This is a genomic window from Arthrobacter sp. 01L42 (assembly GCF_056400005.1).
Window position 1 is genome coordinate 1 of sequence record NZ_JBFTSL010000028.1, and the last position, 24,022, is coordinate 24,022.

The 24,022-nt window shown below is 66.0% G+C and carries 25 protein-coding genes; 10 read left to right on the forward strand and 15 right to left on the reverse strand.

The window, feature by feature from the left end:
* The 3 genes from AC1DN2_RS19620 to AC1DN2_RS19630 form a co-directional block, all read left to right on the forward strand.
* The coding region (locus AC1DN2_RS19620) for an integrase core domain-containing protein (protein WP_476850002.1) at positions 1–131 on the forward strand (131 nt) is incomplete at its 5' end.
* 187 nt (positions 132–318) lie between these two features.
* Entirely contained in the window at positions 319–639 is a 321-nt protein-coding gene (locus AC1DN2_RS19625) for a hypothetical protein (RefSeq protein ID WP_476851616.1), read from the forward strand.
* 599 nt (positions 640–1,238) lie between these two features.
* The gene (locus AC1DN2_RS19630; protein WP_476851617.1) at positions 1,239–2,132 is read left to right on the forward strand and encodes a potassium channel family protein; all 894 of its coding nucleotides are present in this window, start codon (positions 1,239–1,241) and stop codon (positions 2,130–2,132) included.
* A gap of 195 nt (positions 2,133–2,327) precedes the next feature.
* Here AC1DN2_RS19630 and AC1DN2_RS19635 read toward each other — a convergent pair whose 3' ends face one another.
* Entirely contained in the window at positions 2,328–2,708 is a 381-nt protein-coding gene (locus tag AC1DN2_RS19635; RefSeq protein WP_476851618.1) for a VOC family protein, read from the reverse strand.
* Between the two features lie 373 nt (positions 2,709–3,081).
* Here AC1DN2_RS19635 and AC1DN2_RS19640 point away from each other — a divergent pair, with 373 nt between their 5' ends.
* The 3 genes from AC1DN2_RS19640 (at position 3,082) to AC1DN2_RS19650 (ending at position 6,268) form a co-directional block, all read left to right on the forward strand.
* Positions 3,082–3,564: an SRPBCC family protein gene (locus AC1DN2_RS19640; RefSeq protein ID WP_476851619.1), complete on the forward strand. Its 483-nt coding sequence runs from the start codon at positions 3,082–3,084 to the stop codon at positions 3,562–3,564.
* Between the two features lie 209 nt (positions 3,565–3,773).
* Positions 3,774–4,853: a glycerophosphodiester phosphodiesterase family protein gene (locus AC1DN2_RS19645; protein WP_476851620.1), complete on the forward strand. Its 1,080-nt coding sequence runs from the start codon at positions 3,774–3,776 to the stop codon at positions 4,851–4,853.
* Positions 4,854–5,023: 170 nt separating this feature from the next.
* On the forward strand, positions 5,024–6,268 hold the full coding sequence (locus AC1DN2_RS19650) for a flavin-containing monooxygenase (RefSeq protein ID WP_476851621.1): 1,245 nt from the start codon (positions 5,024–5,026) through the stop codon (positions 6,266–6,268).
* A 140-nt stretch (positions 6,269–6,408) separates the two neighbouring features.
* Here AC1DN2_RS19650 and AC1DN2_RS19655 read toward each other — a convergent pair whose 3' ends face one another.
* A complete protein-coding gene (locus AC1DN2_RS19655) occupies positions 6,409–6,828 on the reverse strand; it encodes an ester cyclase (RefSeq protein ID WP_476851622.1) in 420 nt (139 codons plus the stop codon).
* A gap of 478 nt (positions 6,829–7,306) precedes the next feature.
* Positions 7,307–7,717, reverse strand: coding sequence for an ester cyclase (locus tag AC1DN2_RS19660; protein WP_476851623.1), 411 nt, complete (start codon positions 7,715–7,717; stop codon positions 7,307–7,309).
* Between the two features lie 265 nt (positions 7,718–7,982).
* On the opposite strand from AC1DN2_RS19660, the gene AC1DN2_RS19665 reads away from it, so the two are divergent.
* Positions 7,983–9,047 carry a sigma-70 family RNA polymerase sigma factor gene (locus tag AC1DN2_RS19665; RefSeq protein ID WP_476851624.1) on the forward strand — a complete coding sequence of 355 codons (1,065 nt, stop codon included), beginning with the start codon at positions 7,983–7,985 and terminating at the stop codon, positions 9,045–9,047.
* 25 nt (positions 9,048–9,072) lie between these two features.
* On the opposite strand, the gene AC1DN2_RS19670 is transcribed toward AC1DN2_RS19665, so the two are convergent.
* The 7 genes from AC1DN2_RS19670 to AC1DN2_RS19700 all read right to left on the reverse strand — a co-directional run bounded on the left by AC1DN2_RS19670 (position 9,073) and on the right by AC1DN2_RS19700 (position 16,143).
* Positions 9,073–10,434 (reverse strand): MFS transporter, encoded by a 1,362-nt coding sequence (locus AC1DN2_RS19670; RefSeq protein WP_476851625.1) that lies wholly within the window; start codon positions 10,432–10,434, stop codon positions 9,073–9,075.
* Positions 10,435–10,522: 88 nt separating this feature from the next.
* Positions 10,523–11,332, reverse strand: a complete 810-nt coding sequence (locus tag AC1DN2_RS19675) for an alpha/beta fold hydrolase (RefSeq protein ID WP_476851626.1) — start codon at positions 11,330–11,332, stop codon at positions 10,523–10,525.
* Between the two features lie 79 nt (positions 11,333–11,411).
* Positions 11,412–12,014, reverse strand: a complete 603-nt coding sequence (locus tag AC1DN2_RS19680) for a class I SAM-dependent methyltransferase (RefSeq protein ID WP_223915647.1) — start codon at positions 12,012–12,014, stop codon at positions 11,412–11,414.
* Between the two features lie 83 nt (positions 12,015–12,097).
* Positions 12,098–12,865 carry an amino acid ABC transporter ATP-binding protein gene (locus AC1DN2_RS19685; protein WP_275959779.1) on the reverse strand — a complete coding sequence of 256 codons (768 nt, stop codon included), beginning with the start codon at positions 12,863–12,865 and terminating at the stop codon, positions 12,098–12,100.
* A complete protein-coding gene (locus tag AC1DN2_RS19690) occupies positions 12,862–13,881 on the reverse strand; it encodes an amino acid ABC transporter permease (RefSeq protein WP_476851627.1) in 1,020 nt (339 codons plus the stop codon). The genes AC1DN2_RS19685 and AC1DN2_RS19690 overlap by 4 nt, the downstream gene beginning before the upstream one ends.
* A 6-nt stretch (positions 13,882–13,887) precedes the next feature.
* Positions 13,888–14,790 carry an ABC transporter substrate-binding protein gene (locus AC1DN2_RS19695; protein WP_028277463.1) on the reverse strand — a complete coding sequence of 301 codons (903 nt, stop codon included), beginning with the start codon at positions 14,788–14,790 and terminating at the stop codon, positions 13,888–13,890.
* 78 nt (positions 14,791–14,868) lie between these two features.
* A complete protein-coding gene (locus AC1DN2_RS19700) occupies positions 14,869–16,143 on the reverse strand; it encodes an alpha-hydroxy acid oxidase (RefSeq protein ID WP_476851628.1) in 1,275 nt (424 codons plus the stop codon).
* A gap of 149 nt (positions 16,144–16,292) precedes the next feature.
* On the opposite strand from AC1DN2_RS19700, the gene AC1DN2_RS19705 reads away from it, so the two are divergent.
* Positions 16,293–17,906, forward strand: coding sequence for a PucR family transcriptional regulator (locus AC1DN2_RS19705; protein WP_476851629.1), 1,614 nt, complete (start codon positions 16,293–16,295; stop codon positions 17,904–17,906).
* A 37-nt stretch (positions 17,907–17,943) separates the two neighbouring features.
* Here AC1DN2_RS19705 and AC1DN2_RS19710 read toward each other — a convergent pair whose 3' ends face one another.
* The 3 genes from AC1DN2_RS19710 to AC1DN2_RS19720 form a co-directional block, all read right to left on the reverse strand.
* The gene (locus AC1DN2_RS19710) at positions 17,944–19,320 is read right to left on the reverse strand and encodes a diacylglycerol/lipid kinase family protein (RefSeq protein WP_476851630.1); all 1,377 of its coding nucleotides are present in this window, start codon (positions 19,318–19,320) and stop codon (positions 17,944–17,946) included.
* 69 nt (positions 19,321–19,389) lie between these two features.
* On the reverse strand, positions 19,390–19,725 hold the full coding sequence (locus AC1DN2_RS19715) for a cupin domain-containing protein (protein ID WP_026538519.1): 336 nt from the start codon (positions 19,723–19,725) through the stop codon (positions 19,390–19,392).
* 98 nt (positions 19,726–19,823) lie between these two features.
* Positions 19,824–20,141, reverse strand: a complete 318-nt coding sequence (locus tag AC1DN2_RS19720; RefSeq protein ID WP_043436330.1) for an acylphosphatase — start codon at positions 20,139–20,141, stop codon at positions 19,824–19,826.
* Between the two features lie 230 nt (positions 20,142–20,371).
* Between AC1DN2_RS19720 and AC1DN2_RS19725 the strand changes: the two genes are divergently transcribed.
* A complete protein-coding gene (locus AC1DN2_RS19725; protein ID WP_476851631.1) occupies positions 20,372–20,647 on the forward strand; it encodes a YegP family protein in 276 nt (91 codons plus the stop codon).
* A gap of 20 nt (positions 20,648–20,667) precedes the next feature.
* On the opposite strand, the gene AC1DN2_RS19730 is transcribed toward AC1DN2_RS19725, so the two are convergent.
* Positions 20,668–21,606, reverse strand: a complete 939-nt coding sequence (locus tag AC1DN2_RS19730) for a hypothetical protein (RefSeq protein WP_476851632.1) — start codon at positions 21,604–21,606, stop codon at positions 20,668–20,670.
* Between the two features lie 15 nt (positions 21,607–21,621).
* Positions 21,622–22,413 carry a hypothetical protein gene (locus tag AC1DN2_RS19735; protein WP_476851633.1) on the reverse strand — a complete coding sequence of 264 codons (792 nt, stop codon included), beginning with the start codon at positions 22,411–22,413 and terminating at the stop codon, positions 21,622–21,624.
* Between the two features lie 218 nt (positions 22,414–22,631).
* On the opposite strand from AC1DN2_RS19735, the gene AC1DN2_RS19740 reads away from it, so the two are divergent.
* Positions 22,632–23,879, forward strand: a complete 1,248-nt coding sequence (locus AC1DN2_RS19740) for a mechanosensitive ion channel family protein (protein WP_476851634.1) — start codon at positions 22,632–22,634, stop codon at positions 23,877–23,879.
* Positions 23,880–24,022: the final 143 nt, after the last annotated feature.

Sequence of the window (24,022 nt, forward strand, 5' to 3'; positions counted from 1 at the left end):
CCTACCGGCAGATCTTCACCAGCAGCAACCACCGCCAAGCCGCACTTGCGCCCTGGCTCCAGCACTACAACACTGAACGCATCCACACCGGCATCGGAACCACACCCATTACCCGGGTGTCACCAACCTGATGGCCCAGTACACCTAGGGCGCTGCGCGACTGAGGTGACCGGCATAGGACAAGTGCCGTCCACGTTTCCTTCGGGAACGCGGACGGCCCTCTTCGTTTTGAGCACCTCGCCGGGCTCGGCCCCTTGTGTGTTCACCCCAGGTCCAGCTCCCCTTTGACCTGCAGTCCCACCGAGGAGGCCGCGGTGAGTGGACCGAGGAATCCCTGGCCGCCTTCGCCAACTCGGTGAAACTCGGCGTGACCACGCCAGACTCGAGACCCACCTGACCTCCGGCGGCAAGGTCATCGTCTGGCACGACGACACCATCCAGGCGGACAAGTGCTTGGACACCGCGCCGGCCGCGCCGGGCGACGTCGACTTCCCGTATATCGGCGACCGGGTGGCCGACCTGTCACTCGCCCAAATCAAGACCCTGGACTGCGGGTTCACCCAGCTCAAGGGATACCCGGAGCAGGACGTGATCGAGGAGGGAAAATGCATTTCCCCGTGGCAGCGTCGAACTGCATAATTTTGGCGTAGATGACCATGGTTTTTCCGGAATGGCTGTCAGGGCTTTTGACTAGAAGCGCCAAATCGCGCTCACTAAGCTCTTTCGCTGCGTCGATTTGAGCCTGCGAAACCGCAGACCGGCTCTTCGACTCAAGCTGTGATTCCGTGGACGACGAACGCACGCTCGACCCGATAATTGCGCATCCTGCAAAGAGTGCGAGCACGACGGCCAAGAGAACCAGCCCGACTCTTCGCTTCTTTTTCTTCGGTGGATACGGCGTAGCGGAGAAGGGCGACGTGGAACCATAGGCGCCGTGAGTTCCAACCGCAGGTTCATCCACCCAGAGCTGCCACCCTTCTGGCGGCGGGCCCCCGTGACTGTAACGGAAACTGCCACGGCGACTGTAACGGCGACTGTGACAGCAGCTGCCGTACCTGCCTCCACGGCCGAGACAGCCGTAATTCCGGCCGCACTTGAAGGCATGCAGGACCCAGGCGCCGCCGTCGACGTCGGCCAAGCAGCATAACAGGGGAACCCGCCCGTCGGGGGCAATCCTGCGGGTCCGCTGCCCGGACCGTGCGGCTGCTCCCCAAAGAGTGCGGCCTCTAAGATGAGGCATGGACTTCGAGGACACGCTCTGGACGGTTTTGGGAGCCGGGCTGGTTCTGCTGATGCTCGTCGACGTCTTTCGTACACTCCTCTATCCGCACGGTTCCGGTCCTCTGGGCCGGGCGATCATGCGCGGATTCTGGCTTGTATCGAGAAAACTGCGGGGCCGGGGTTCCTTCATCGCAGCACCCTTGGCGATGGCCGCTGTCATTGGTGCCTGGGCAGGCTTGGCGGCCATCGGCTGGGCTCTGCTATACCTGCCCCATCTGACGGACGGCTTTGTTTACGGAGCCGGGGTTCCAGTGCGGGCCGACTTCGCCGAAGCCCTCTACATCTCCCTGGTCACTCTTTCCACCGTGGGGTTTGGCGATATCGTGGCAACGCAACCACTGCTCCGGCTGGTTGTCGCCCTCGAGGCCGTCACCGGATTCGGCTTGCTGACAGCAACGGTCACTTGGATCCTGCAGACTTTCCCGGCCCTGAACCGCCGCCGGGCCCTGGCCCACCAGCTGACCCTGTTCCGGGAGGCTGCAGGTCCGGCAGGTGTCTTGGCCATGGATCCCAGTCACGCTGCCGGGCTGTTGGAGGCAATTGCCGGAAACGTGGCTACGGTGAGCATCGACCTGCTTGCGTTCCACGAAACCTACTACTTCCGTGAAATTGAGCAGCGCGGCTCCCTACCCGCCACGGTGGCCTACGCCCAGGAGCTGGCATCCCAGGCCCAGCGCAGCGAGAGCCCTGAACTGCAGTTCGCCGGACGGATGCTCCACGCGGCGCTGGACGGACTCGCGGAGGTCCTCCGAGGCAAATTCGGCCATTCCGGAGCCACCTCTTCCGATGTGTTCGACAGCTACGAGCTGCACCACCGGCACCGGCGGCCGGGGGAAGGGCACACGAACTAGCGTGCGGACAGCCGCTACCGAGTACCCTGCCGTTCTGGCCGCGCTCTTTTCCCTGTCCAGCGGTGACGTCTGGCTCGAGGCCGGCCAGCCGGGCGCTGAAACCGGATCCCGCCTTGGTGGCGGGGTCCGGTTCTCTCCGGCTTAGTGGCCGGTGGCAGCGATGCTGTGCGTCGTTGACCGGGGTCAGGCTCCGGCCTACGCGCGCTGCGAGATGTTGAAGATGTTGTCCTCGCTGTCCAGGAACCAGGCTGCCTTCCCCCAGTCAGCGGTGGCGACGCCGTTCTCCGTCTTCAGGCCGGGAAAATCGTAGTCTTCAAAGACGACGCCGCGGCCCCGCAGTTCTTCCATCTCGCGTTCCAGATTGTCCGTTTCCCAGCCGATCTGGGTGTTCTTCGCGGTCCCGGCATTCTCTGTCTGGTAGACAAGGAAGCGGGTTCCCTGCCCGCAGCTGTACATGACGCTGCCCTCCTCCATGGATTCGGAGGGTTCGATTCCCAGCTTGTCCCGGTAGTACTCCTTCGCCCTGTTGATGTCCTTCGCGGGGAGGACAGCGATGATGTTTGAATCCTTGAACATGATGATTCCCTTCAGTGCGTTGATGACCGCAGCGATGGCGATGCTCCCCCGGTTTCGGTCCCCGGAGTACCTGTCCGGGGCCCGTGACCGCCCCTGCGCCGAGCCGGGGGCAGCCACCTGGGACTCTTCAACGCCGCGCCACCCATCACCAGCGTGAGGGGTCCCCGAAGTTATGTGGCCATTATGGACCGATTTGGTCTTGCGGAAACAGGGGTCACTGGCATTGGGCTGAAGGGACGCTCTTCGAACAGGGAGCTACAAGGCGCCGGTCCAACAGGGCGTGACGGAAGGGAGGCTGCTGACGCTCGCGGCGTGACGGGCGGCGGCCGCCGGTCCACTTCCGCCGGTGGCCGCACGATGTCAGAGTTGAAGGATGAATGCGGAGTCCGTTAATGAGGGAACCGGGAATCAGGAAACTGGCGGCCTGGTCCTGAACCTGGAGTGCACGCTCGCCGCTCCCCCGGAAGAAGTCTTCAGGATGCTGACGGAATCGGTCGAACTGGTGAAGTGGTGGGGTCCGCACGGCTTCATCATCCCTTCAGCCGAAGTCAACCTCACCGAAGGCGGCCGCTACCGATTCAGCATGACCCCACCGGACGGTGAACAGTTCCACCACTCAGGCGAGTTTCTGGAGATCGATCCCCCTTGGCGCCTGGTGTACACCTTCCGCTGGGAGGAACCGGCGCCGGATGACCGGGAGACCGTCGTCGACCTTTCACTCGGGAGTACCGGCACAGGCACGCGCCTGGTGCTTTCGCAGGGACCGTTCCTGACGGACGAACGCCTCGAACTGCACCGCAACGGGTGGACGGAGTCGTTCGAGAAATTGCAGGCGGTCCTGGGTGGCGGCACCTAAGGAAGCCTGACCCGCTGCGGAGTACCTGCAGGGTCATGACCCGTCCGGAACACGAACGGTCTTTCGCGTCTCCAGGCCCGTCACCCTGCCCGGTTTCCTCGTGTTCACTCCCGGTCCAGCTCCCCGCACACAACAGTCCATCTCACCTCCCTACGGTGGTCGGGTCGCCGGCACGACGCCGGTAACGTCACCCGGGAGGAACCATCACCATGCGCACACCCCTGACAGCCGTGGCCGCCGCCGCGCTCATCGCCTCGCTGGCGAGCCCCGCCGTCGCCGCTTCAAACCCCGAAGCCGGCTCGCCGTCGTCGAACGCCGCCACAACAAAGGCCGCGGAGGCAACAACGGCAATCAAGACCAACGAGAGCAACGGCTCCTTTGACCTGCAGGCGCACCGCGGCGGCCGCGGCGAATGGACCGAGGAATCGCTGGCCGCGTTCGCCAACTCGCTGAAGCTCGGCGTGTCCACGCTGGAACTGGACACCCACCTGACCACCGACGGCAAGGTGATCGTCTGGCATGACGACACCATCCAGGCGGACAAGTGCCGCGACACCGCGCCGGCGACTCCCGGCGACGCGCAGTACCCCTACGTCGGTGACCGGGTCGCCGACCTGTCGCTCGCGCAGATCAAGACCCTGGACTGCGGGTTCACCCAGCTCAAGGGGTTCCCGGAGCAGGACGTGATCGAGGGCAACCGGATCGCCGAGCTCAAGGACGTCTTCCAGCTGGTCCGCGACGCCGACGCCAAAAAGGTCCGCTTCAACATCGAAACCAAGGTGGAAGACGGGAAGTCCGGCGGCGAGGGCATGGTGGCCCTGACCAAGGCCGTCGTCACCGAGATCTACACCGCCGGGATGGCCGGGCGCAGCACCGTGCAGTCGTTCGACTGGTCCTCGCTGAACCTGACCAAGAAGATCGCCCCGCAGCTGCCGCTCGTCGCCCTGTCCAGCGGCGACGCCTGGCTCGAGGTCGGCAAACCCGGCGCCAGCCCCAACCTCGGCGGCATCGACATCGACACCTACGGCGGCTCGCTCGCCAAGGCAGCGGCTGCCCAGGGCTACGACGTCATCTCGCCCACCTTCAGCTCCGTCACCCCGGGCATGATCAAGGAAGCCCACGAGCTCGGCCTGCCGGTCATCCCCTGGACCGTCAACACCACGGCGGACATGACGCGGCTGATGGACCTCGGCGTGGACGGCATCATCAGCGACTACCCCACCCGGCTGCGCACGGTCATGGAAGAGCGCGGCCTGAAGCTCCCCAAGGCCTACCCGGCTATGAGCTAGCACCTCGATAGACGGGGCGGCCACAGAAGTGGCCGCCCCGCCGTCGTCAAAACCCCTACGCCTGGACCCTAGACCCGGCGTAAGCTCCTCGCATGGAGGCCTCCGCGGGCCAGGATTCTCCCGGGATCGCGCTCCTCCCGCATGTGCACTGATCGAGGTGGTGGGCGGAGATGGACGCTGAAGTGGACACGCTCGTTGTGGGCGGAGGCCAGGCGGGTCTGGCCATGAGCTACTGGCTCGACCTGGCCGGCGTCGCGCATCAGGTACTGGAACGGCGCGCCGCCCTGGGCGGTGCCTGGCAGGACCGGTGGGATGGGTTCTACCTGAACACCCCGAATTTCTCGCTGTCGCTGCCGGGCATGCCCTTCTCCGGTCCGGACCCGGACGCCTTTATGCCGCGCGATGCCGTGGTGGACTATTTCCGGCACTACGCGGAGGCCATCGGCGCGCCGGTCCGCACCGGCTCGGACGTCACGCGCATCGCCGCCGCGGACAGCGATGCCTTCGATGTGGAAACAACCCAGGGCAGCTGGCGCGCGCGCAACGTGGTGCTGGCCACCGGCGGCTTCCAGAAAGCGAAAATCCCCGCGTTGTCCCCTCGGCTGCCGGGGCACATCGTGCAACTTCACACCGACGAGTACCGCAACCCGGGCCAACTGCCGGACGGCGCTGTGCTGATTGTGGGCACCGGCCAGTCGGGCGGCCAGATCGCCGAGGAGCTGCTGGCGGCCGGCCGCGAGGTCCATCTGGCGGTGTCCACCTGCCCGGAGGCGCCGCGCCGGTACCGCGGCAGGGACACCTTCTACTGGATGATGCAGCTCGGACTGCACGGTCCCGAGCACGGGCTGAACGGACTTTCCGTGGAGCGGCTGCCCTCACCCGCGGCTCGGTTTGCCTGCAACCCGCTGTTGTCCGGCGCCGACGGCGGCCATGACATCCACCTGCGGGATTTGGGCCGCCGCGGCATCCGGCTGCACGGCCACCTGGACGCAGCCGACGACGGCGACCTCGTCTTCAGCGATGACCTCGCCGAACGCCTCGCCACCATTGAGGCCGGCTTCAGCCAGCGCCTCCGACCGATGCTCGATGCGTACATTGCCGCTGCTGGGATCGAAGCGCCGGAGGCGGAACTCCGGCCGGCCGACGACTGGGTTCCCTCAGAGCCGGCGCGGCTGAACCTGGCAACGGAGGGCGTGACGTCCGTCCTGTGGGCCACCGGATACCGGCTCGACTTCGGCATCCTCGACATCCCCGTACTGGACGAATGGAACTACCCCCGCCACAGCCGCGGCGTCACGGACTACCCGGGCCTCTACGCCGTGGGCCTGCCGTGGCTCACCGGGCACAGCTCGGCGGTCGTGGCCGGTGTGGGACGCGATGCCGAGTACATCGCCGGGCACATCGCCGGGCGCTGACAGCACCTCTGATCGAACCGCCGTCGACGTCGAACGGCTGTCCGCGTTTCCCTGTGGGGAACGTGGACAGCCTTTTTATTGAGTGCTGATATTGCGTGTTCCGGCCGCGATCGCGCCGGCCCTGTTGTTTGTCGCCTGGTTCAGGCAACGGCCACGGCACCAATCTGCTGCATGAGGCCCAGGTTGTCCGTCGTGCCCCAGTGCTCGGCCACTTTTCCGTCCTCGACACGGATGATGTCAGTGCAATCGAACTCGACGCTCTTGCCCGTTGCCGGGATGCCGGCCAGTTCCCCGCGATGCGTACCCGTGAGAATCACATGGCATGCCTCCAGGTTTCCAGCCATCACCTTGGGCTCGATCTCTTTGACCTTGATGTCCGGGAAAGCCGACCGCATCGTGTTCACGAAGAACTTGACGCCGTCCTTGCCCGGCGGTTGCCCGGGCAGGGCCTCTTCGTGATCCACATAGCTGTCCGCGGCCAGCTCATCAACGAGGGCGAGGTTTCCGCTCTCAATGACGTCCCTGTAAAACCGCTCAATCAATCCAACACCTTCAGACATTTCCGACTCCTTGTTGGCGCGAGACCGAATTTAGATCCCCCCAGCGCAGTGCCCCGGCAGCATGCACAGACCACCCCGGAGGGACCCCGCGTATTGACTCAGCAGGCAGGTTTGGCTCCGCAGGCAGGCATCAGCGATCCGCATAGAGCGCCGAGCAACAGTGTGAAAATTCGAGTGAGGAACGGGCGAAACGCCTCGTTAAGGCAGAAGATATTCCGGTGCTTCGAGGGTGTCAAGATGCCTCGGCCGGCGCCGCTCCCAGCCCTGCCGACGCCGTCACCCAAGAGCAACGCGGGGTCACTTTGCGCCCATCCCAGCTGCCGGGATGGGCCGTAAGTGACCCCGTGTTGCTGTTGGAAGGCAGCAGGCGCCGCACGCCACGTTCCAACCATCCGTTGCACATTCCCGTTTTATGCGCACGCCCGGAAAATACTCGACGCCTAATCGTCCCGGGCCAGCGAGAACATGGCGTCGGCTGTTATTCCGGCAGGGCTCCGATCTGCTGCATGAGGCTCATGGTGTCCGTGCTACCCCAGTGCTCGGCGATCTTACCGTCCTGGACGCGGACGATGTCGGTCCCGCCGAATTCGACCGTTTTGCCGGTCGCCGCAATACCCATCAGGTCGCCCTTGTGGGTGCCGGTCATCACAACATGGGCAGCCTCAAGGTTTCCATCGGAGAGAGTCGGCTCGGCTTCCTTGACCGAGATGTCGGGGAATGCGTTTCGGATGGCACTGGCGAAGAACCGTGCGCCCTCTTTGCCGGGCGGCTGTCCGGGAAACGCCGGTTCATGGTCGATGAAGTCGTCCGTGATCATTTCATCGACGAGGGCGAGGTTGCCGCCGGCGAGAACTTCCGAGTAGAAGCGATTGATCAACGTGCTGGACATTGTGGGCTCCTTCAGGTGCAAGAGACCGTTGTGGCTGTCCGCCGGCACTATCCATGGGCCCCGGCAGATGCGCCCGGGCTGAGCGCTGAAATTGATGGGAAACGGGGCGAATTGCCTCGTTAAGGCAGAAGATATTCCGAGGCTTCAAGGGTGTCAAGATGCGCTGATTACCCCCGTTTGTTGTGCCCGCCCCTGCCACCCGAATATTGTCACACCGGCCACGTAGTCTGCCTTCACGAGCATGAACCGTCCGGCAGGGGATGACATGGCTGACCCAATCCACGGGGCAATCGGCAGGGCACCGTCCCTGCCCGCGGCAGGTGCTTGGGTCCCTGAAGCGTTCGATTCGGATGACGCTGGCCGGGCGCAACATCTGCAAGCCGGTGGCGGGTTGACCGATGACGCCGTCGCTGACTACCTGCGCCGCCTGGGCCAATACGATTTGCTCACCGCCGAGCAGGAAGTGGAACTGGCGCAAGAAATCGAGGCGGGGCTATTCGCGGAACGGCTCTTGGTGGATGGCACATCGCGGCCCGGCCAGGATACAGCCGACCTTCGGACCATCATCCTTCTGGGCCAGCGTGCCGCCGACACGTTGTTCCACTCCAACCTCCGGCTCGTCGTGTCGATCGCCAAGCACTACACCCACCGGGGCCTCGACTTTGAGGACTTGATCCAGGAAGGAAACCTGGGACTCCATACGGCTGTCTGCAAGTTCGACTTCACCAAGGGTTTCAGATTCTCCACCCACGCCACATTCTCCATCCGCGGCGGCATCCTCAAGGCGCTGACTGAACAGGCACGCCTGATCCGGCTGCCGGGCAACGTCGTCGACCAGCTGCAGAAGATACGGTCAGCGCAACGGACGGCCGCCATGACAGGGACCGTCTGCAACAAGGAAGATCTCAGCCAACTGACCGGAATTCCAATCGGAAAGGTTGAGTGTCTGCTTTCCGTGGACCGGCCGGCCTGTTCCTTGGAATCGTGGGTGCCCGACGGCCGGGGCGGGACCGAAGCCCTCGCCGAACAGCTGTTGGTTTCCTCCGACCACGACGCAACCGATGCGCTCTTCCATCAACAGATGAAGGCACAGGTACACGCCGCACTCAGCACGCTCGAGGTCCGGGAAGCCCAGGTCATTGCGATGCGCTTCGGCATCACGGGCGGCGGAGCGAAAACCTTAGCCGCGGTAGCGGAAACCTACGGCATGACCCGAGAACGCATCCGCCAGATCGAGGTCACCGCGATGGAGAAGCTAAGACACCCGTCCCGGTCCGACGCCCTGCGGCAGTATCGGATTGACAGTCAGGGCCTATCCGGCGGGGAGTAGACGTCGGCTCGCGCAGCGCCGGACCTCAGGCCCGCCGCTCCCGCCACTGCAGCGACACGACAAGCACCACCGCGCCCAGCCCCAGCATCACGAACACCATCAGCCCCCAGTTCGCCTGCGTCACGCCGCTCCCGTAGAAGATGCCGATCAGCACGGTCGCCGTGATCGCGCCGAGGTAGCGGCAGGTCTGGAAGATCCCGGCGGCCACCCCGCGCTCCTCCGGCCGGGTGGACACGTACATGCCCTGGCTTGAGGAAATGGCGACCACGCAGTACGGAACACCCAGCAAAGCGGTCAGCACGAGCACCAGCGGGGCTGCGAGGGACACCGTCAGCAGCCACATCGCCGCAGACGCGACGAGGAGGAGCACGACGCCGGCGATCAGCACCCGCCGCACGCCGAACCGGTCGATCGCGCGGACCGCGAACGGCGTCCCGACCACCGAGATCGCGGCGAGCGGCAGCATCAGCAGGCCGACGACGCCGGGATTGTAGCCTCCCGCGGTCTGCAGCAGCTGCGGCAAACCGAAGAACGCGAAGTAGTAGACGCCGTTGAACAGCGCGAAGCCCAGGTAGACCAGCAGCAGCGGCCGGTTGCGGCCCAGCAGCCGCAGGTCCAGGAAGGGCGGGCTGAACCGCAGCTCCCGCCACGCGAAGAGCGCCGCAAGGGCCAGCCCGCCGCCCAGCAGCCACCACCGGTAGTCGGGCAGCACATTCAGCATCGCCATCATCACCAGCACCAGGGCACCGATGAAGGCCCCAATCCCGGGCAGGTCAGAGTCGCGCACCAGTTCCGACACCCGGCCGCGTTCCCGGGCACCGTCGGCCGGGGCAAAGCGCCGGACCACAAGGATCGCCAGCAGCGAGAGCGGGACGTTGATCAGGAACAACGCCTGCCAGCCCACCAGGCTCACCAGCAGGCCGCCCACCACGGGCCCGACGGCGGCCGCCGACGTGTTCGCCATCTGGATCCGGCCCAGCGGCCGGGTGGACTTCACGTTCGCCTCCCGCGCCAGCGCGGCGACCATGACGACGGCGCTCGGGTACGCCGTCGCGGTGCCGAGGGCCATGAACGCCCGCGCTACGCAGAGCAGCGCGAAGTTGGGCGCAAAAGGCGCGAGCGCGCAGGTCACGGCTACCAGGGCCATGCCCAGCAGGAACAGCCGCCGCGGGCCGAAGCGGTCCGCCAGCCGGCCCATCAGCGGCTGGCCGGCCGCGGAGGTGAGGTAGAACGCCGTGATCACCCAGGTGACCGTGGCGACGTCGAGCCCGAAGTCCTCGCGCAGCACCACCAGGGCGACAGCGATCATCGACGAATTCAACGGGTTCAGCGACGTGCCGAGGCTGAGGCCGGCGACGGCCAGGCCTGCACGGGGAGAGTTGCTCACGGCAACAGTCTGTCCTACGACGCCGGCCGAAATCGAACCGGACGACGCATGCCGCCGTCGTCGTCGATCTGGCGCCAGCCCTCCATGTCTAGCCGTTGTTCCCCGCGCTGACCGCCGAGGTGATGAATGACGTGACCATGCTGAGGACCGGGCCGGCGGGAACCAAGGTCTGCCCGTGGTTGCGGCCAGGCAGTGCCTGAAATTGGGCCCTGGGCATGAGCTGGGCCGCCCGTTCCGAGTCCGCATACCGAAGCGGGTCTTCCGTGCCGGCGAGCAGCAAGGTGGGGGTGTCCATTGTCCGAAGGACCGCCTCCGGGATTCCCGGTTCGTCCTCACTCCGCCGGAAGTAGGCGCGCAAGGCCGGGGGGTCGTTGGCCAGCAGCGCGGCGGCCGTCTGCGGATCCAGGTCACGGCCCGTGGCGATACTCCATTGGCGCAGAAATTCCGGCATGCCGCCCCGGTCCAGGGCCTGGTCATATCCGGGGAAGAAGATCGATTCGATTTGCCCGGCCGGGGAGCGGTACGTGCCGCCCGCAGCCGTAAATATCTTGACACGCTCGGGGCTGCTGGCCAGCAGTGAGAATCCGACTCTCGAGCCGGCAGAATACCCCACGTAGTGGGCTGCCTGCGCGCCGGCGGCGTCCAGGACTGCCACAACATCCCCGACGAGCAGGTCCATGCTGTAGGCATCTTGATGCTGCGGCTTGTCGCTGCGGCCGTGTCCCCGCAGATCCAGAGTCACCACGTGAAAGCGCTCCTGCAAGGCCTTCGTGTAGCCCAGTCCCCGCCAAATGGCACGGGACAGCCCTGAACCGTGCACCAGAACGATAGTGGGGCCGGCGCCCTGCTCCTGAAAGGAAATTCGGACACCATCCACGGCGTTGAAGGCATCACCCATAACGTACTGCTCCTCTCGGAGACCTCTTCGGTCGATCAGGTCAGGCGGAAGTCCTGCCGGATAAGGGTCTTGCCCGGCGTCAGGGTTTCCGGGCAATGACGTCGAAAATGTGCCAGTGCTTGGGACCGCGGAAGGATTGGCCGTCGGCATCGTAGATCTCGAACGTGAGGATATCCAGTCCCTCGAACAAGCCCCTGGCCTCCGCTTCGGTGTGGAAGTTCCATTCGGGAATGGCGGCCCAGGAGTCCCGCTCGCCGAACAGATTCACGGCAATGACGCCGGAAGGGCCCAGCGCCCCAAGCAGCATCCGCCAAAGCCGGGCGAAGTTTTCGGGGTGGACGAATGGCAGCGAATAGCTGGCCAGGATGAGCCCCGCCTCCGGGAGCGGCGGAAGGTCCTCGAACGGGCTTAGCTCGACGTCCAACTGTTCGGCGAGCGCCGCGGGCACAGTTGCGAGCAGCTTGTCCCGGGTGTCCGGCTGTGAATCGACGGCGAGGACCCGCCAGCCGCCGTCGAGCAGCGCCAGTGTTTCCTTGCCCGCGCCGCAGCCCAGATCTATGGCGCGGCGGCCGTTCCCCGGGCCGGCGAAGGCCATGGCGTCGAGGCACAGCGTGCGCACCCCACGGGTTGCCTGGGCGGCGTTGTAGTCCGCCCAGATCTTGCTGTCCGCGAGGCTGTCCACGGATTCAGTGTTGCACTGGCGCGGCGGCGAAGCCACCGCGCCAGAGAGGCCAGGGCTCACCGCCGCGCCGTCGACCCTCGGCGTCACAGCACCTTGGAGAGGAACGCCTTGGTCCGGTCGTGCTGGGGATCGCTCAGGATCTGGCGGGGAGCCCCGGCCTCCACCACCACGCCGTCGTCCATGAAGACCAGGGTGTCGGCCACCTCGCGGGCGAACCCCATCTCGTGGGTCACCACAATCATGGTCATGCCGCTCTTGGCCAGTCCCTTCATGACATCGAGGACCTCTCCCACCAACTCCGGGTCCAAGGCACTGGTCGGTTCGTCGAAGAGCATCAGCTTGGGGTCCATGGCCAAGGCACGGGCAATGGCCACCCGCTGCTGCTGGCCGCCCGAAAGGTGCGCCGGATAGGCGTCGCCCTTGTCCCCCAGCCCCACGCGCTCCAGCAATTCCATGGCCCTTGCCGTGGCAGCGGCCTTGGAAATCTTCTTCACCCGCATGGGAGCAAGAATGATGTTCTCCACCGCGGTCAGGTGCGGGAACAGGTTGAACCGCTGGAACACCATTCCGATTTCCTGGCGCTGGAAAGCAGCTTCCTTGAGCTTGAGTTCGTAGAGTTTCTCGCCTTTTTGGCGGTAGCCGACCAGCTGTCCGTCGACCGACAGCCGGCCGCCGTCAACCACTTCCAAGTGGTTGATACACCGCAGGAAGGTCGACTTACCGGAACCGCTGGGCCCCACGATGCAGAGAACTTCCCCGGGGTCGACCTCCAGGCTGATCCCACGCAGGACCCTGTTGGATCCGAAATTCTTGGAAACCTTCTCCGCAAGAACCATTGGCACGCCCGTCATCCCTTACCTCCAAAATCTGTGCCGAGCGGTGCACCCGGCGCGCCAGGTCCGGCCGTCGGCGCCGGTTCGGGCGCGGCGGGTGCCTTGCCTGTCTTAATCCGTCCGGTTCCGCGGGAGAACCGCTTTTCGATGAAGTGCTGCCCGACCATGAGGACGGAGGTGAAGAGCAGGTACCAGAGCGAAGCAACAATCAGCAGCGGGACGGGGGTGAACGTCACGGCTGAAATGCCGCGGGACACCCCGTAGAGGTCGATGCTCAATGGGATCGCGGCCACCAGGGAGGTGGTCTTGAGCATTGAAATCACTTCGTTGCCGGTAGGCGGAATGATGATTTTCATGGCCTGCGGAACCACCACATACCGCATGGTCTGGCCCCAGGACATGGCCAGGGCCGTTGAAGCCTCCGCCTGGCCCTCGTCCACGGACAGCAGGCCGGCACGCACGATTTCAGACATGTAGGCGGCCTCGTTCAAGGCCAGACCGATCACGGCGGTAATGAACAGGTTTGTGAAGATCTCGTTCGGGATGGTGACCCACGGCGTCGTGAACGGAATCCCCAGCGTGAACACCGGGTAGATCAGGGCCACGATGCCCCAGAACACCAACTGCACGTAGACCGGGGTTCCGCGGAAGATCCAGATGTACAGCCAGGCAATGCTCTTGAGCACCGGGTTCGGTGAGAGCCGCATGATGGCCAGCAGCAGGCCGATGACGATCGCGCCGATCATCGAGTAGATGGTCAGCCACAACGTCACCCACGCGGCCTGGCTGATCCGGCGGTCAAAAATGTACTTGCCCACATCCGGCCAGCCATAGTCCGAGCGCTGGGCGGCGTCCAGGACAAATACCGCCAACCCCAGCAGCAGAACCACGGCAATCACGATCCGCCACGGGTGCCGCAGCGGGATCGCCACGATCGCCTCCGCCGGCGAGGTGTCCGTGTCCTGCCCACCCCGGGCCCGCAGCTTCCTGTCAGGCTCCGACTCAATCATCCTGTCGGATTCCGGCTCGCTCATTTGCTATCACCCTTTGGCTGCCACGTTGAGAGTTGCTGTCTTGACGCCACCGGACTCGACGCCCCACTTGGACAGGATCTTGTTGTACGTACCGTCGTCGATCAGTGCCTGCAACGCCTTCTGCAGGACCGGGGTAAATTCGCTACCCTTGGCCACGGGCATCCCGTACGGCGCCACCTCAAAGGCGTCGCCGGCGGTCTGCAGCTTGTCCTTGGTCTTGGAGATCGCATACAGAGTCACGGGCGAATCGGCGCTCATAGCATCGACCTGCCCCACCACGAGGGCGTTGGTTGCCTGGTCCTGCGCGTCGTACTTGAAAATGGTGATCGCCGGCTTGCCTGCATCCGTGCAGGCCTTCGACTTGGCCGGCACCTCATGCGTGTCCTCATAGGTGGTGGCCTGGACGGCGACTTTAAGCCCGCAGGCGTTGTTCGGGTCCACATTCTTGCCCTTGGGCGACGCCCACTGGATGCCGGCTGAGTAGTAGTTCACGAAATCCACCTGCTTTTCGCGTTCCAGCGTGTCGGAGAACGACGACATTCCCATGTCATCCTTCCCTGCCTTCACCGCCGGCAGAATGTTATCGAAGGTGCCGATGTCGAAGTTGACCTTCAACCCCATAACCTTGCCCAAGGCGTTGGTGAGGTCCACGGACCAGCCTGCCGGTTCGCCGTTATCGTCCTTGAACTCGTTGGGCGGGTAGTTGTTGGCCATGCCGACGTTGAGCACGCCGGAGCTCTTCATTTTTTCCGGGAGCGAGGCGGCAATGGAGTCATTCTTTTGCACGTCGATGGCGTCAGCGGTACCGGATGCCGAGCCGGTGGCGGCGGGTTCGCTGTTGTTGACACAGCCCGAGAGCGAGAGCGCCGTGGCTATGGTGAGAACGGGAAGAAGGTATCGGGTGCGCATGGCTTCCTTAGCTGTTCAGGGATTCTCTAGGCTCCCGCAACGCTGCGGGAGGGCACTGCATGACTGCTTATTCAAAACTCAAGAATTTGTGTTTTCCGACGCTCTTGTCTCAAGAAGTTCTCCGGAATGACGAATATCCCGAAGAATTTCCCCGCCCCGGGCCTTCAACTCGGAAATACTGGAGACGCCCACTAACGTCATCGTACGCCGCAGTTCATCCCCGAAGATGTCGATGATGCGTCCGACGCCCGGTGAGCCGGCCGCCACCAATCCGTACAGGTAGGCCCGGCCGATCGAACAGGCATCGGCCCCCAGCGCCAGCGCCTTGAGGATGTCGCTCCCCCGGCGGATGCCGGAGTCCACGTAGATCTCGATCGAATCGCCCACCCGTTGCCGCGATTCCTGGAGGACGTCCATGGGGCTCAGCATGTGATCGAGCTGGCGGCCGCCATGATTACTCAACTGGACGGCGTCCAGGCCAATCCGGGAGGCCTTCGCGACGTCGGCCGGGTTGACGCAGCCCTTGAGTACGATTTTGCCGTGCCAGGCCTGCCGCAGGGCCTCAAGTTCCTTCCAGCCGCTGCTGGCATCCGAGTGGCCCAGGATGTGCTGCCACATGGTCGGGGTCACCACGGAGGAGGCGGCGGGGCTCTGCGGATCCAGGTTCGGGAAGCTGATGCCGTCCGACTTCAAAAAGTTGACCCACCAGGAAGGGCGCCGGGCGATGTCCGCGATGGTTGACAGCGTGAGCGCGGGAGGGGCGGTGAATCCGTTGTGGAGGTCCCGTTCCCTGGAACCCAGTGCCCGCGTGTCGACGCCGACAATCAAGGTGTTGAATCCGGCTGCCTTGCAGCGGGCCAGTTTGTTCTTCATCGCCTGGGCGTCGGAGGTGAGGCCAAAGTTGAACCAGCGGTCAAGGGACGGGTGGTGCTCTGCGATGGTTTCCATGGGCACGGTGCTCAGCCCGGCCAGCCCATAGGGGATGCGGGCCCGGTCCGCGGCGGCCGCGACGGCCAGCTCGCCCTCGGGATGGAACAGCCGGGTCGCCCCGGTGGGGGTCAAGGTCAGCGGCAGCGCGCTTTCTTCTCCGAGCAGGGTCGTCGTCGTATCGGGTCCGGACACCGGGCCCCAGCTGGGCATGAGGGCCCAGGCATCGAAGACGGCCCGGTTGCGGCGCAGCGTCACTTCATCTTCGGATCCCCCGTCGAGATAGTCGAAAATCCCGGCAGGCAGGACCTTGCGTGCCGCTTTCCGGAATTCCTCGACGTTGTAGGCGCCCGCCAGCACGCGCCGTTGGCGGGACAGGACGGGGGCCTTCACCTGGACGAGTTGCCTGGCTTCGCTGATTTTCAATGACGGCCTTCCGTTGAACTGTGCTGCGTTATGGTTCAGCGTAGGAAATGAAGCTCCGCATCACCATGGAGTTATCGACAAATTGAGGGGCCAATCATTAGTAGCGAATACCAAACGGCTTCCTGGGTGTCCCGGTGACGGCGCCGGAGGTGAAGACGCACGCGCTGCCTACCCTGGCCGACGTCGCCCGCTCGGCGGGCTCGGAAATACTCAGCCTCGTGGAAATGCCGTCAGATGACCGGCAGATTGTCGCCGGCTCGGTTCTCTACGACTCGACGGCGCGGCCCGCCAAGTTCCCGGGTGCCGTTGCCCTGGCCATTGGTTTGTCCCTTTCCGGGAAGCGTCTGGGCGCGAAAGTGCGGGAACTCAGCGACGCCGGGTACGTGGCGATCGTCTACAAATCCAACGGCACCTCGGACGAAGTCCTGCGGGCAGCCGCCCGGGACAACGGGATGGCGCTGTTCCGGGCCTCCGACTCGGTGCCCTGGAACCAGCTCGCGGAGATCATGGACGCCGCAGTGGTCCCGCACCGGCAATCGGGCCGGACCCTGGTGGACATCCGGCCCGGAGACCTGTTCGACCTCGCCAACACGGTGGCGGCCCAGGCCGGCGGCGCCATCGCGATCGCCGATCCCGAGCAGACGATCCTGGCGTATTCCACCCTCCCGGACCAGCCCATTGACGAGACGCGCCGGAGCTCCATCCTGAGCCTGCAGGTGCCGCATTCGTTGGAAACGGACAACGATTACCGCCGTGTCCATGCCGCCACCGATGCGCTGGATGTGGCCACGCAGGATCCCTCGCTCCGGCGCACGGCCATAGCGATCCGGGCCGGCGACTCCGTTCTGGGCTCGCTCTGGCTCCTTGAATTGGCGGACCACCACAACGAGGACGCCAACCGGATCCTGCGCGAAGCCGCCAACGTGGCCGCGCTCCACATCCTGCACAAACGGACCACCTACGTCTCGAACCTGACCCGCCAGATCGATCTCGTCCAGCCGCTGCTGTTCGATCCGAAACGCGCCGAACTGGCCGCCATCAGGCTCGGGATCTCGGCGCCGTCGATCCGGGTTGCGGCCCTGGGCGTCTGGCCGTCCGAGGCCATCGCGGCCGAAACGCTGCAGTCCCGCCTCCGGCTCTTCGACACCATCCGGACCGCCTGCGCCATCCGGCTGCCCTCGGCCGTCTGCGGGCTCTCGGACAACATCGTGTACATCGTCCTGCCGCAAACCACCGAAACCTCACGCCACTTCCAGCGCACCGCGCTTCTGAAAATTGTGCAGAATGCGCGGCGGCTGCTCGCACGCCCGGTCCTGGCCGCGCTCGGCGCCGCGGCGACGATCGACCGGCTGGAGGACTCCAGGGTCAACGCGGAACTGGTCTTGTCCGAACTTGTGCGCAACGTCGCGGAGGGGCGCATCGCCGCGGATTCGGATGACATCGTGGCCAACGACGACTCCCTCGGCTCGCGTCTGCTGCTGCGCCAGTTCGTCTCGGCGCTGACGGCCGCCGGCCAACTGCCCGGGGCGCACGCGCTGAGCATCGCGGCGTACGACGAACAGCACAGGAAGTCCTTCGAGGAGACCATCTACGCCTACCTCAGCTGCGGCGGAAACGCGATCGACGCCGCCAAGTCGCTGGATGTGCACGTCAACACGGTCCGGTACCGATTGTCCCGGGTGGAGCCGCTCTTCGGCATAGACCTCGACGACGCCGAAACGCGCCTGCTCGTGTGGCTGCAGTTGTGGGCACGGCACAACTAGTCGCCGTCGTACACCGTTCAGGCCAGATCTGCCGAGGCTACGATCCCCCGCCGGCGTGCGGAGGAACGGCGGACGACGGCGCAGACGGCGCAGACACGTGCCGGCCCCACGCCAGCTCGCGGAGCCGGACCAGATCCAGCGCCGGTTGGGCCGGCGGGACGCCCGGACGGTTCCGCGGAACCAGTACCCGCAGTGCGCGGGGTTCGATGGTGCACCGTACCGGTGTGCTCATCAGCAGAGCCTCACCGTCCACTCCGACGGGGATATCGGGCACGTCGGCGTCGACCACCACCTCCGCCGCGGTGCGTTGGATCAGGCCGCGCTTCGTGGCACGGCGCAGCAGGCCGACCGCTTCCCGGGTGTTGGCGGCGGAAATCGCCACCGCGCCGAGCACGCCGCGGTCCAGCCGGGTTCGGCGGCCCAGGCCGGCGAGGTCATTGCTGCCGTACGGACCGTTGCTCACCAGCACCGCCTGCGGGCCGTCCACCGTCTCCCCGTCAGCCTGCGCCCGCAGCCGCGCACCCTTATCGCCCCTGATCAGGTCCGGAAGCATCTCCAGCACGGTACCGGCCTTGTCGTCCCGGTACGCAGGGCTCTGCACCACCTCGGCGTACACCCCGAAGGATGCGTTGTTGACGAAGGTGCGGCCGTTGATCTTGCCGAGGTCGACGTGAAGCTCCACCCCGTCCCGGAGGGCATCGAGGCAGCCTGTCGGGTCCTCGCGGTCCAGCCCGAGATCCAGGGCGAAATGGTTGCGCGTGCCGGCGCTGATCACCAGGAACGGAAGGTTGTGCTCGGCCGCAATGCCGGCCACCAGCGCCTGGGTTCCGTCCCCACCGGCGACGCCGAGCAGATCGGCCCCGCGCTCCACGGCCTGCCGGGCCAACGCGTCGACGTCGACCGGCCCCGGTCCCTCAAGAAGCGCCACCTCGGCGCCGAGTTCTTCCGCCTTCCGCTGGAGGTCGAACTTCACCACCTTGCCCCCGCCGGAACGCGGATTCATCACCAGGAAAGCATGCTGCCAGGCAGGGGCGGGGTGCTCGGGCATGGCTTTGCCCTCACTCCTTTCCCGGAGCGCGGCGCGGGCACAGACCAGGGCAACGAATGCCAGCGCAACGGCAATCGCCACCTCCCGGAGCAGGCTCCCCTGGATGTAGAGGGCCACGACCACAAGGGGTGCGAGTACCGCCAGCGCCAGCGCAAACCAGCGCAGAAGACCGCGGCTGATGAGGAACCAGTAGATCGCTGCCACGGCCACCAACACGGCGCCCAGGCCGGTCGTGACCAGCGCAATAGTGCCTGCCAAACCCGCCGCCACCAACGGGACAGCCACCGCGAGGACAACTGCGGCGAAGGCCCCCCTGGCCCACCACCGCCGGGTCTTTGGGACCTCGTCGAAAGGGATGACAGTCATGTCCTGCTCCTTGCGGTAATCCGGCCCCTGGAGTGGCTTCGACCGGTCTCGCCGCCTGCGGCTGGGCCGTCAGGTCTTGATTTTCGCCACGGTCATGAGGATCGCCGAATCTTCCTCGGCCTCCAGGCTGTGCAGCCCCTCGGGCACGATCAGCAGATCGCCGGTCTTGCCCTGCCACGATTCGTTGCCGGCCCGCAGGCGCACACAGCCGCGGAGCACAAACACGGTCGCCTCGCCGGGGTTCTGGTGCTCGCTCAGCTGCGTCCCCGCCCTGAACGCCATGACGGTCTGGCGCAAGACTTTCTCATGCCCGCCAAACGCAGTGTCCGCAGCCCGTCCGCTGGGTGCCGCAACCGCGGCAGCCAGCTGCTGCCGGGCAAGGGCATCGAGCGATATCTTCTGCATGGGGCCACCCTACTCAGAAACCGGGCCCCTGCCGAGGGTCCTTCGCCCCGGACCGGCCACGGACCGGCCACGATACCGGCCACCGGAAAGCTGCAGCCCTAGTAGGCCACGTCGAATCCGCCGAACTCCCCCGTCGCGGCCGAGACGGATTCTTCGACGTCCTCCACCCGGCCGGGCGCCTCCGGCGAGCGCAGCCAGCGCCGCAGTTCCAGCACCACGGACTGCGGCCCCTCGGCCACGATGCCCACGGAGCCGTCGGTGTTGTTCCGGACCGTGCCGCTGAGCCCCAGTTCCTCGGCCTTCCGGACCGTCCAGTAGCGGAAGCCGACCGCCTGGACCACACCGGACACCCGCGCGTTCAGCCGCACCGGCTCGCCGGAATCCGCCGGAAACTGCACAGGATGTTTGCCCGCCATGTTCCCAATGTAGCGCCCATCCGGGCGCCCGGTTTCGGCACACAGGGTTTGGTGCTGCCGCCCCAGTCTCATCCGCCAGACACCAAGGGACCTTTGCCTCTTTCCCGGGGGCGCCGTCCACGAAAGGGTGGCTACCGGCACTGCAGCGATTTGTCGAAGACCCGGCAACAGCACAAAGAAGTGCTCTTACCCTCCACCGGCGGTCACCACCGCTAGACAAGGACAAGACAATGGCTGGACAGTTCGAAATCTTCACCGACGCGGAATCCAATGTACGGTTCCGGCTCCTTGCCGCCGACGGGACCGTGTTGGCGATTTCCACAGCATTCGACGACAAGCGCCAGGCGGCGGACGGCATCATGGCCGTGCGCGAGTGCGCCGGCACCGGGCTGATCCGGGAGGTCGGCAGCAACCCGTGGACCGGGCAGCGCGGCGGCAGGAACGCCTCGCCGACACCTGCGGTCCGGGAACACCGTCACCGCCACCGGCACCTGCCCGCTGTCTAACCCAGCGTCGTCTAACGCAGCTACTTCGCCGGTTCCGTCACGGCGCCAGTCCCCGTGCCCGTGGCCGCGCCGTTGCCCGCCGGACGCAATGACGTGATCATCTTCCGGACGTCCTGGTACTCCGCCGTGCTGGCGTAGAGCTTCGCCTTCTCCAGGTACGGCAGCCCGGGGTCCCCCGGCGTCGTGTTTTTCCCGGGGTCATACGCCTGCCCGAACAGCGCGCCGCTGGGCGGCCAGAGGAAGAGCTGAAACATCGGACACGACGTGGGCCCGGTCTCCTCCGGCATCATGGTGATGCCGTACGACGCGTAGGTGGGCGGCGAAGCCTCCGCCGCCCCGAAGTCGCCCCGGGCCTCGAAGACGTAGCGCGGCGGGCTCTGGTCCGCCGCACCGGGTTCGGCGAGCGACTGCATCGGCTGAGAGTCGATGAGCAAGTAGGGCTGTTGATCGCCGCATTCGGCGCCCGTGACGATGTTCGTGCGCAGCGCGGCCATCTGCTTCCCGGCGGCGTTCACGACGTCCACGAACTCACCGCCCAGCGGCGCCTCCCCCGCAGGGTCCCGGATCTCCCACGCGGCGGGGTAGTCGAAACTCAGCGTCCCGTCCGACGTCGTGAACGTCTTCCAACCGGACGACGACGGCGGGAGGGCCGACGTCGTCGGGGTTGCCGCCGCGGTGCTCCCCGGAGCCGTTCCCGATGCTGTGTCCGTGGCTGACTCCGACGGCGTGGTTCCCTGTGTCCCCTGCGAAGAGTCTTCCGACTGGGTGTTTCCCGGCCGGTCATTTCCCGGCTGGGTGCCTCCGGCAGGCGGACCTGCGGACGTTGCCTCCGGCGCAGCGCCGGATGTCACAGGGGGCGCCGCCGGTGAGCCGCAGCCGGCCAGCAGCAGGGCCGCGAGCACCAGCGCCGAAACAAACGGAGCCGGAACCGCAGCCGCTGTGGGCCGTCGCCTCGCCATGAGACCGGGCCGGCCCTACTGCCCCGCCGGGCGCAGCGAGGTGATCATCTTCCTGATGTCCTGGTATTCGGAGGTCTCCAGATAGGCCTCCGGGGTGTCGACAAAGGGCTCGTTGCCCGGGGTGGTGTCGAAGGGGTTATAGACGCCCCCGAACGACGCTCCGCTGGGCGGCCAGGTGAAGAACTGGAAAATCGGGCAGGCATCGGGCCCGGACGGCTTGGGCGCGGAACTGATGCCGTAGGCCATGACGTTGGCCTTCGCTGGGTCCTTCTCGGCCGGATACAGCCGCAACTCAAAGATGAAGTGCGGCGTGACGCCCTGCTGGGCCAGGGCCGGAACCTGCACCAGATCGAGCACCTGGTAGGGGATCCGCTGCGTGCATTCCGCGCCCGGGGCGACGTTGGTCTTCAAGGTGGCCAGCGACTTGCCGCCCGCGTTCAGGACCTCCAGGAACACGCCGCCGGGTGCCGCCTCGGCGCCGCGGTCCTTGACGGTCCACTCGGCGGGGTGATCGAACTCGAGCTTCCCGTCCGGGGTCTTGAGGCTCTGCCAATCCGCCGCCGTCGGCGCCGGAGTGCCCGGCGCCGACGGCGGCTCGGTCGGCGGGACATCGACGGCGCCGCTGCTGGCCGGCGCGGACGTCAGTGGGGGCACGGTGGGCATCGACGGCGACGTCGGCCCCGGGCCGGCGGGCGCACCGCAGGCGCCCAGCAGCGCCGCAACCAAGAAGCCGGCCGACGCTGCCGTGCCGAACGCCGCGAGTCGACGCATGTCACCCTCCCCCTGGGATTCAAGTGGTTCGACCATTCTGGAGCGTCCGTCGGCAAAATCAAGAGGCAAAAGTCCCGGAGTGGCGGGCCGAACTCTGTCCGGGCCCGCGGCCGGACTGCGCTGGACTGCGATGGTCCGCGCCGGAACCTGCCGAAGACTTGCCGTGCCCGCCGGCTCCTGCAGCGGCGTGAGGAGACCCACGTTGACATCCCGGCGATTTCAGTTGCCCGTGGAAGCTTGCTAGAGCTTAAGTAATGCAAGAGTTCCTCACCCAAGCAATGCCGTTCCTGGCCATGGCCCTCGCCGTGGTTGCCGGGCTCGTCCTGTCCTGGCTCGTGCGCAAGATTGTGCTCCGGCTCAACCGCAGCAAGCCCGAACTGCGCGAGACCTCCCGCGTGGCCCGCCTGCCGCTGCGCTTGTCGCTGTGCCTGATCGCCGTCCGGATCGCGCTCGCCACGAGCGGCGGGGATCTTGAATGGCGCCACGGCCTGGACCATTTGCTGCTGATTGCGCTCATCGGTTCGCTGGCCTGGCTGGCCATCGCCATGCTGCTCATCATCGAGGCAATGGTGCTGACCCGGTACCGGGTGGATGTCGCGGACAACCGCCGCGCCCGGCGGCTGCGCACCCAGGTGATCCTGGCCCGGCGGATCGGCGTCGCACTGATTGCGGTGGTGGCCCTGGGCAGCATGATGCTGACGTTCCCCGCGATCCAGGCGCTCGGCGCCGGGCTCCTGGCTTCCGCAGGCGTGATCTCGATTGTCGCGGGCCTCGCCGCGCAGACCTCGCTGGTCAACGTCTTCGCCGGCATCCAGCTCGCCTTCACGGACGCGATCCGGGTGGACGACGTGGTGGTGGTCCAGAAGGAATGGGGCCGGATCGAGGAGATCACCCTGACCTACGTGGTGGTCCACATCTGGGACGACCGCCGGCTGATCCTGCCCTCGACGTACTTCACCACCACCCCCTTCGAGAATTGGACCCGGCGGCAGTCCGAGGTTATGGGCACCGTGGAGTTCGACCTCGACTGGCGCGCTCCCGTCGAGGCAATGCGCGGCGAGCTGAAGAAGGTCCTGGCCGATACGCCGTTGTGGGACAAGCGTGTGGGGATCCTGCAGATCACGGACGCCACCGCCGGCTTTGTCCGCGTGCGCATCCTGGTCAGCGCCGCGGACAGCGCCTCCCTGTTCGACCTCCGCTGCCTGATCCGCGAGGAACTGGTGCTGTTCCTGCAGCAGGACCACCCGACGGCGCTCCCCCACGTCCGCCTCGAATCGCTGCCGTCGGCACTGGCGGCGTCCACTTCCGGCAACGCGTCCGACGCCGTCACGGGCTCCAAGCGCCCCGGCAAGGCTACGGCCGAGCACCACCGGCACCCGGATCCCCACGACTCCCAGCTGTTCACCGGATCCATCGAGGCGATCCAGCGCTCCAAGGCCTTCTCCGGACCGGGCGAGGACGTCTTCGAGGACCGCGACAACGCCATCGCCTCGCAGAACTAGCCGGGCCGGGCGGCCGCGCCTGGACAGCACGACAGCACAGCCGGACCGGGCAGGTCTTCCCAGCCCCCGCCAACTGGTCAATAATCAGACGTTGGCGGGTCAGCAACGCGCTGCCCCCTTGTCTGCCGGACCAGCTGAGGAGT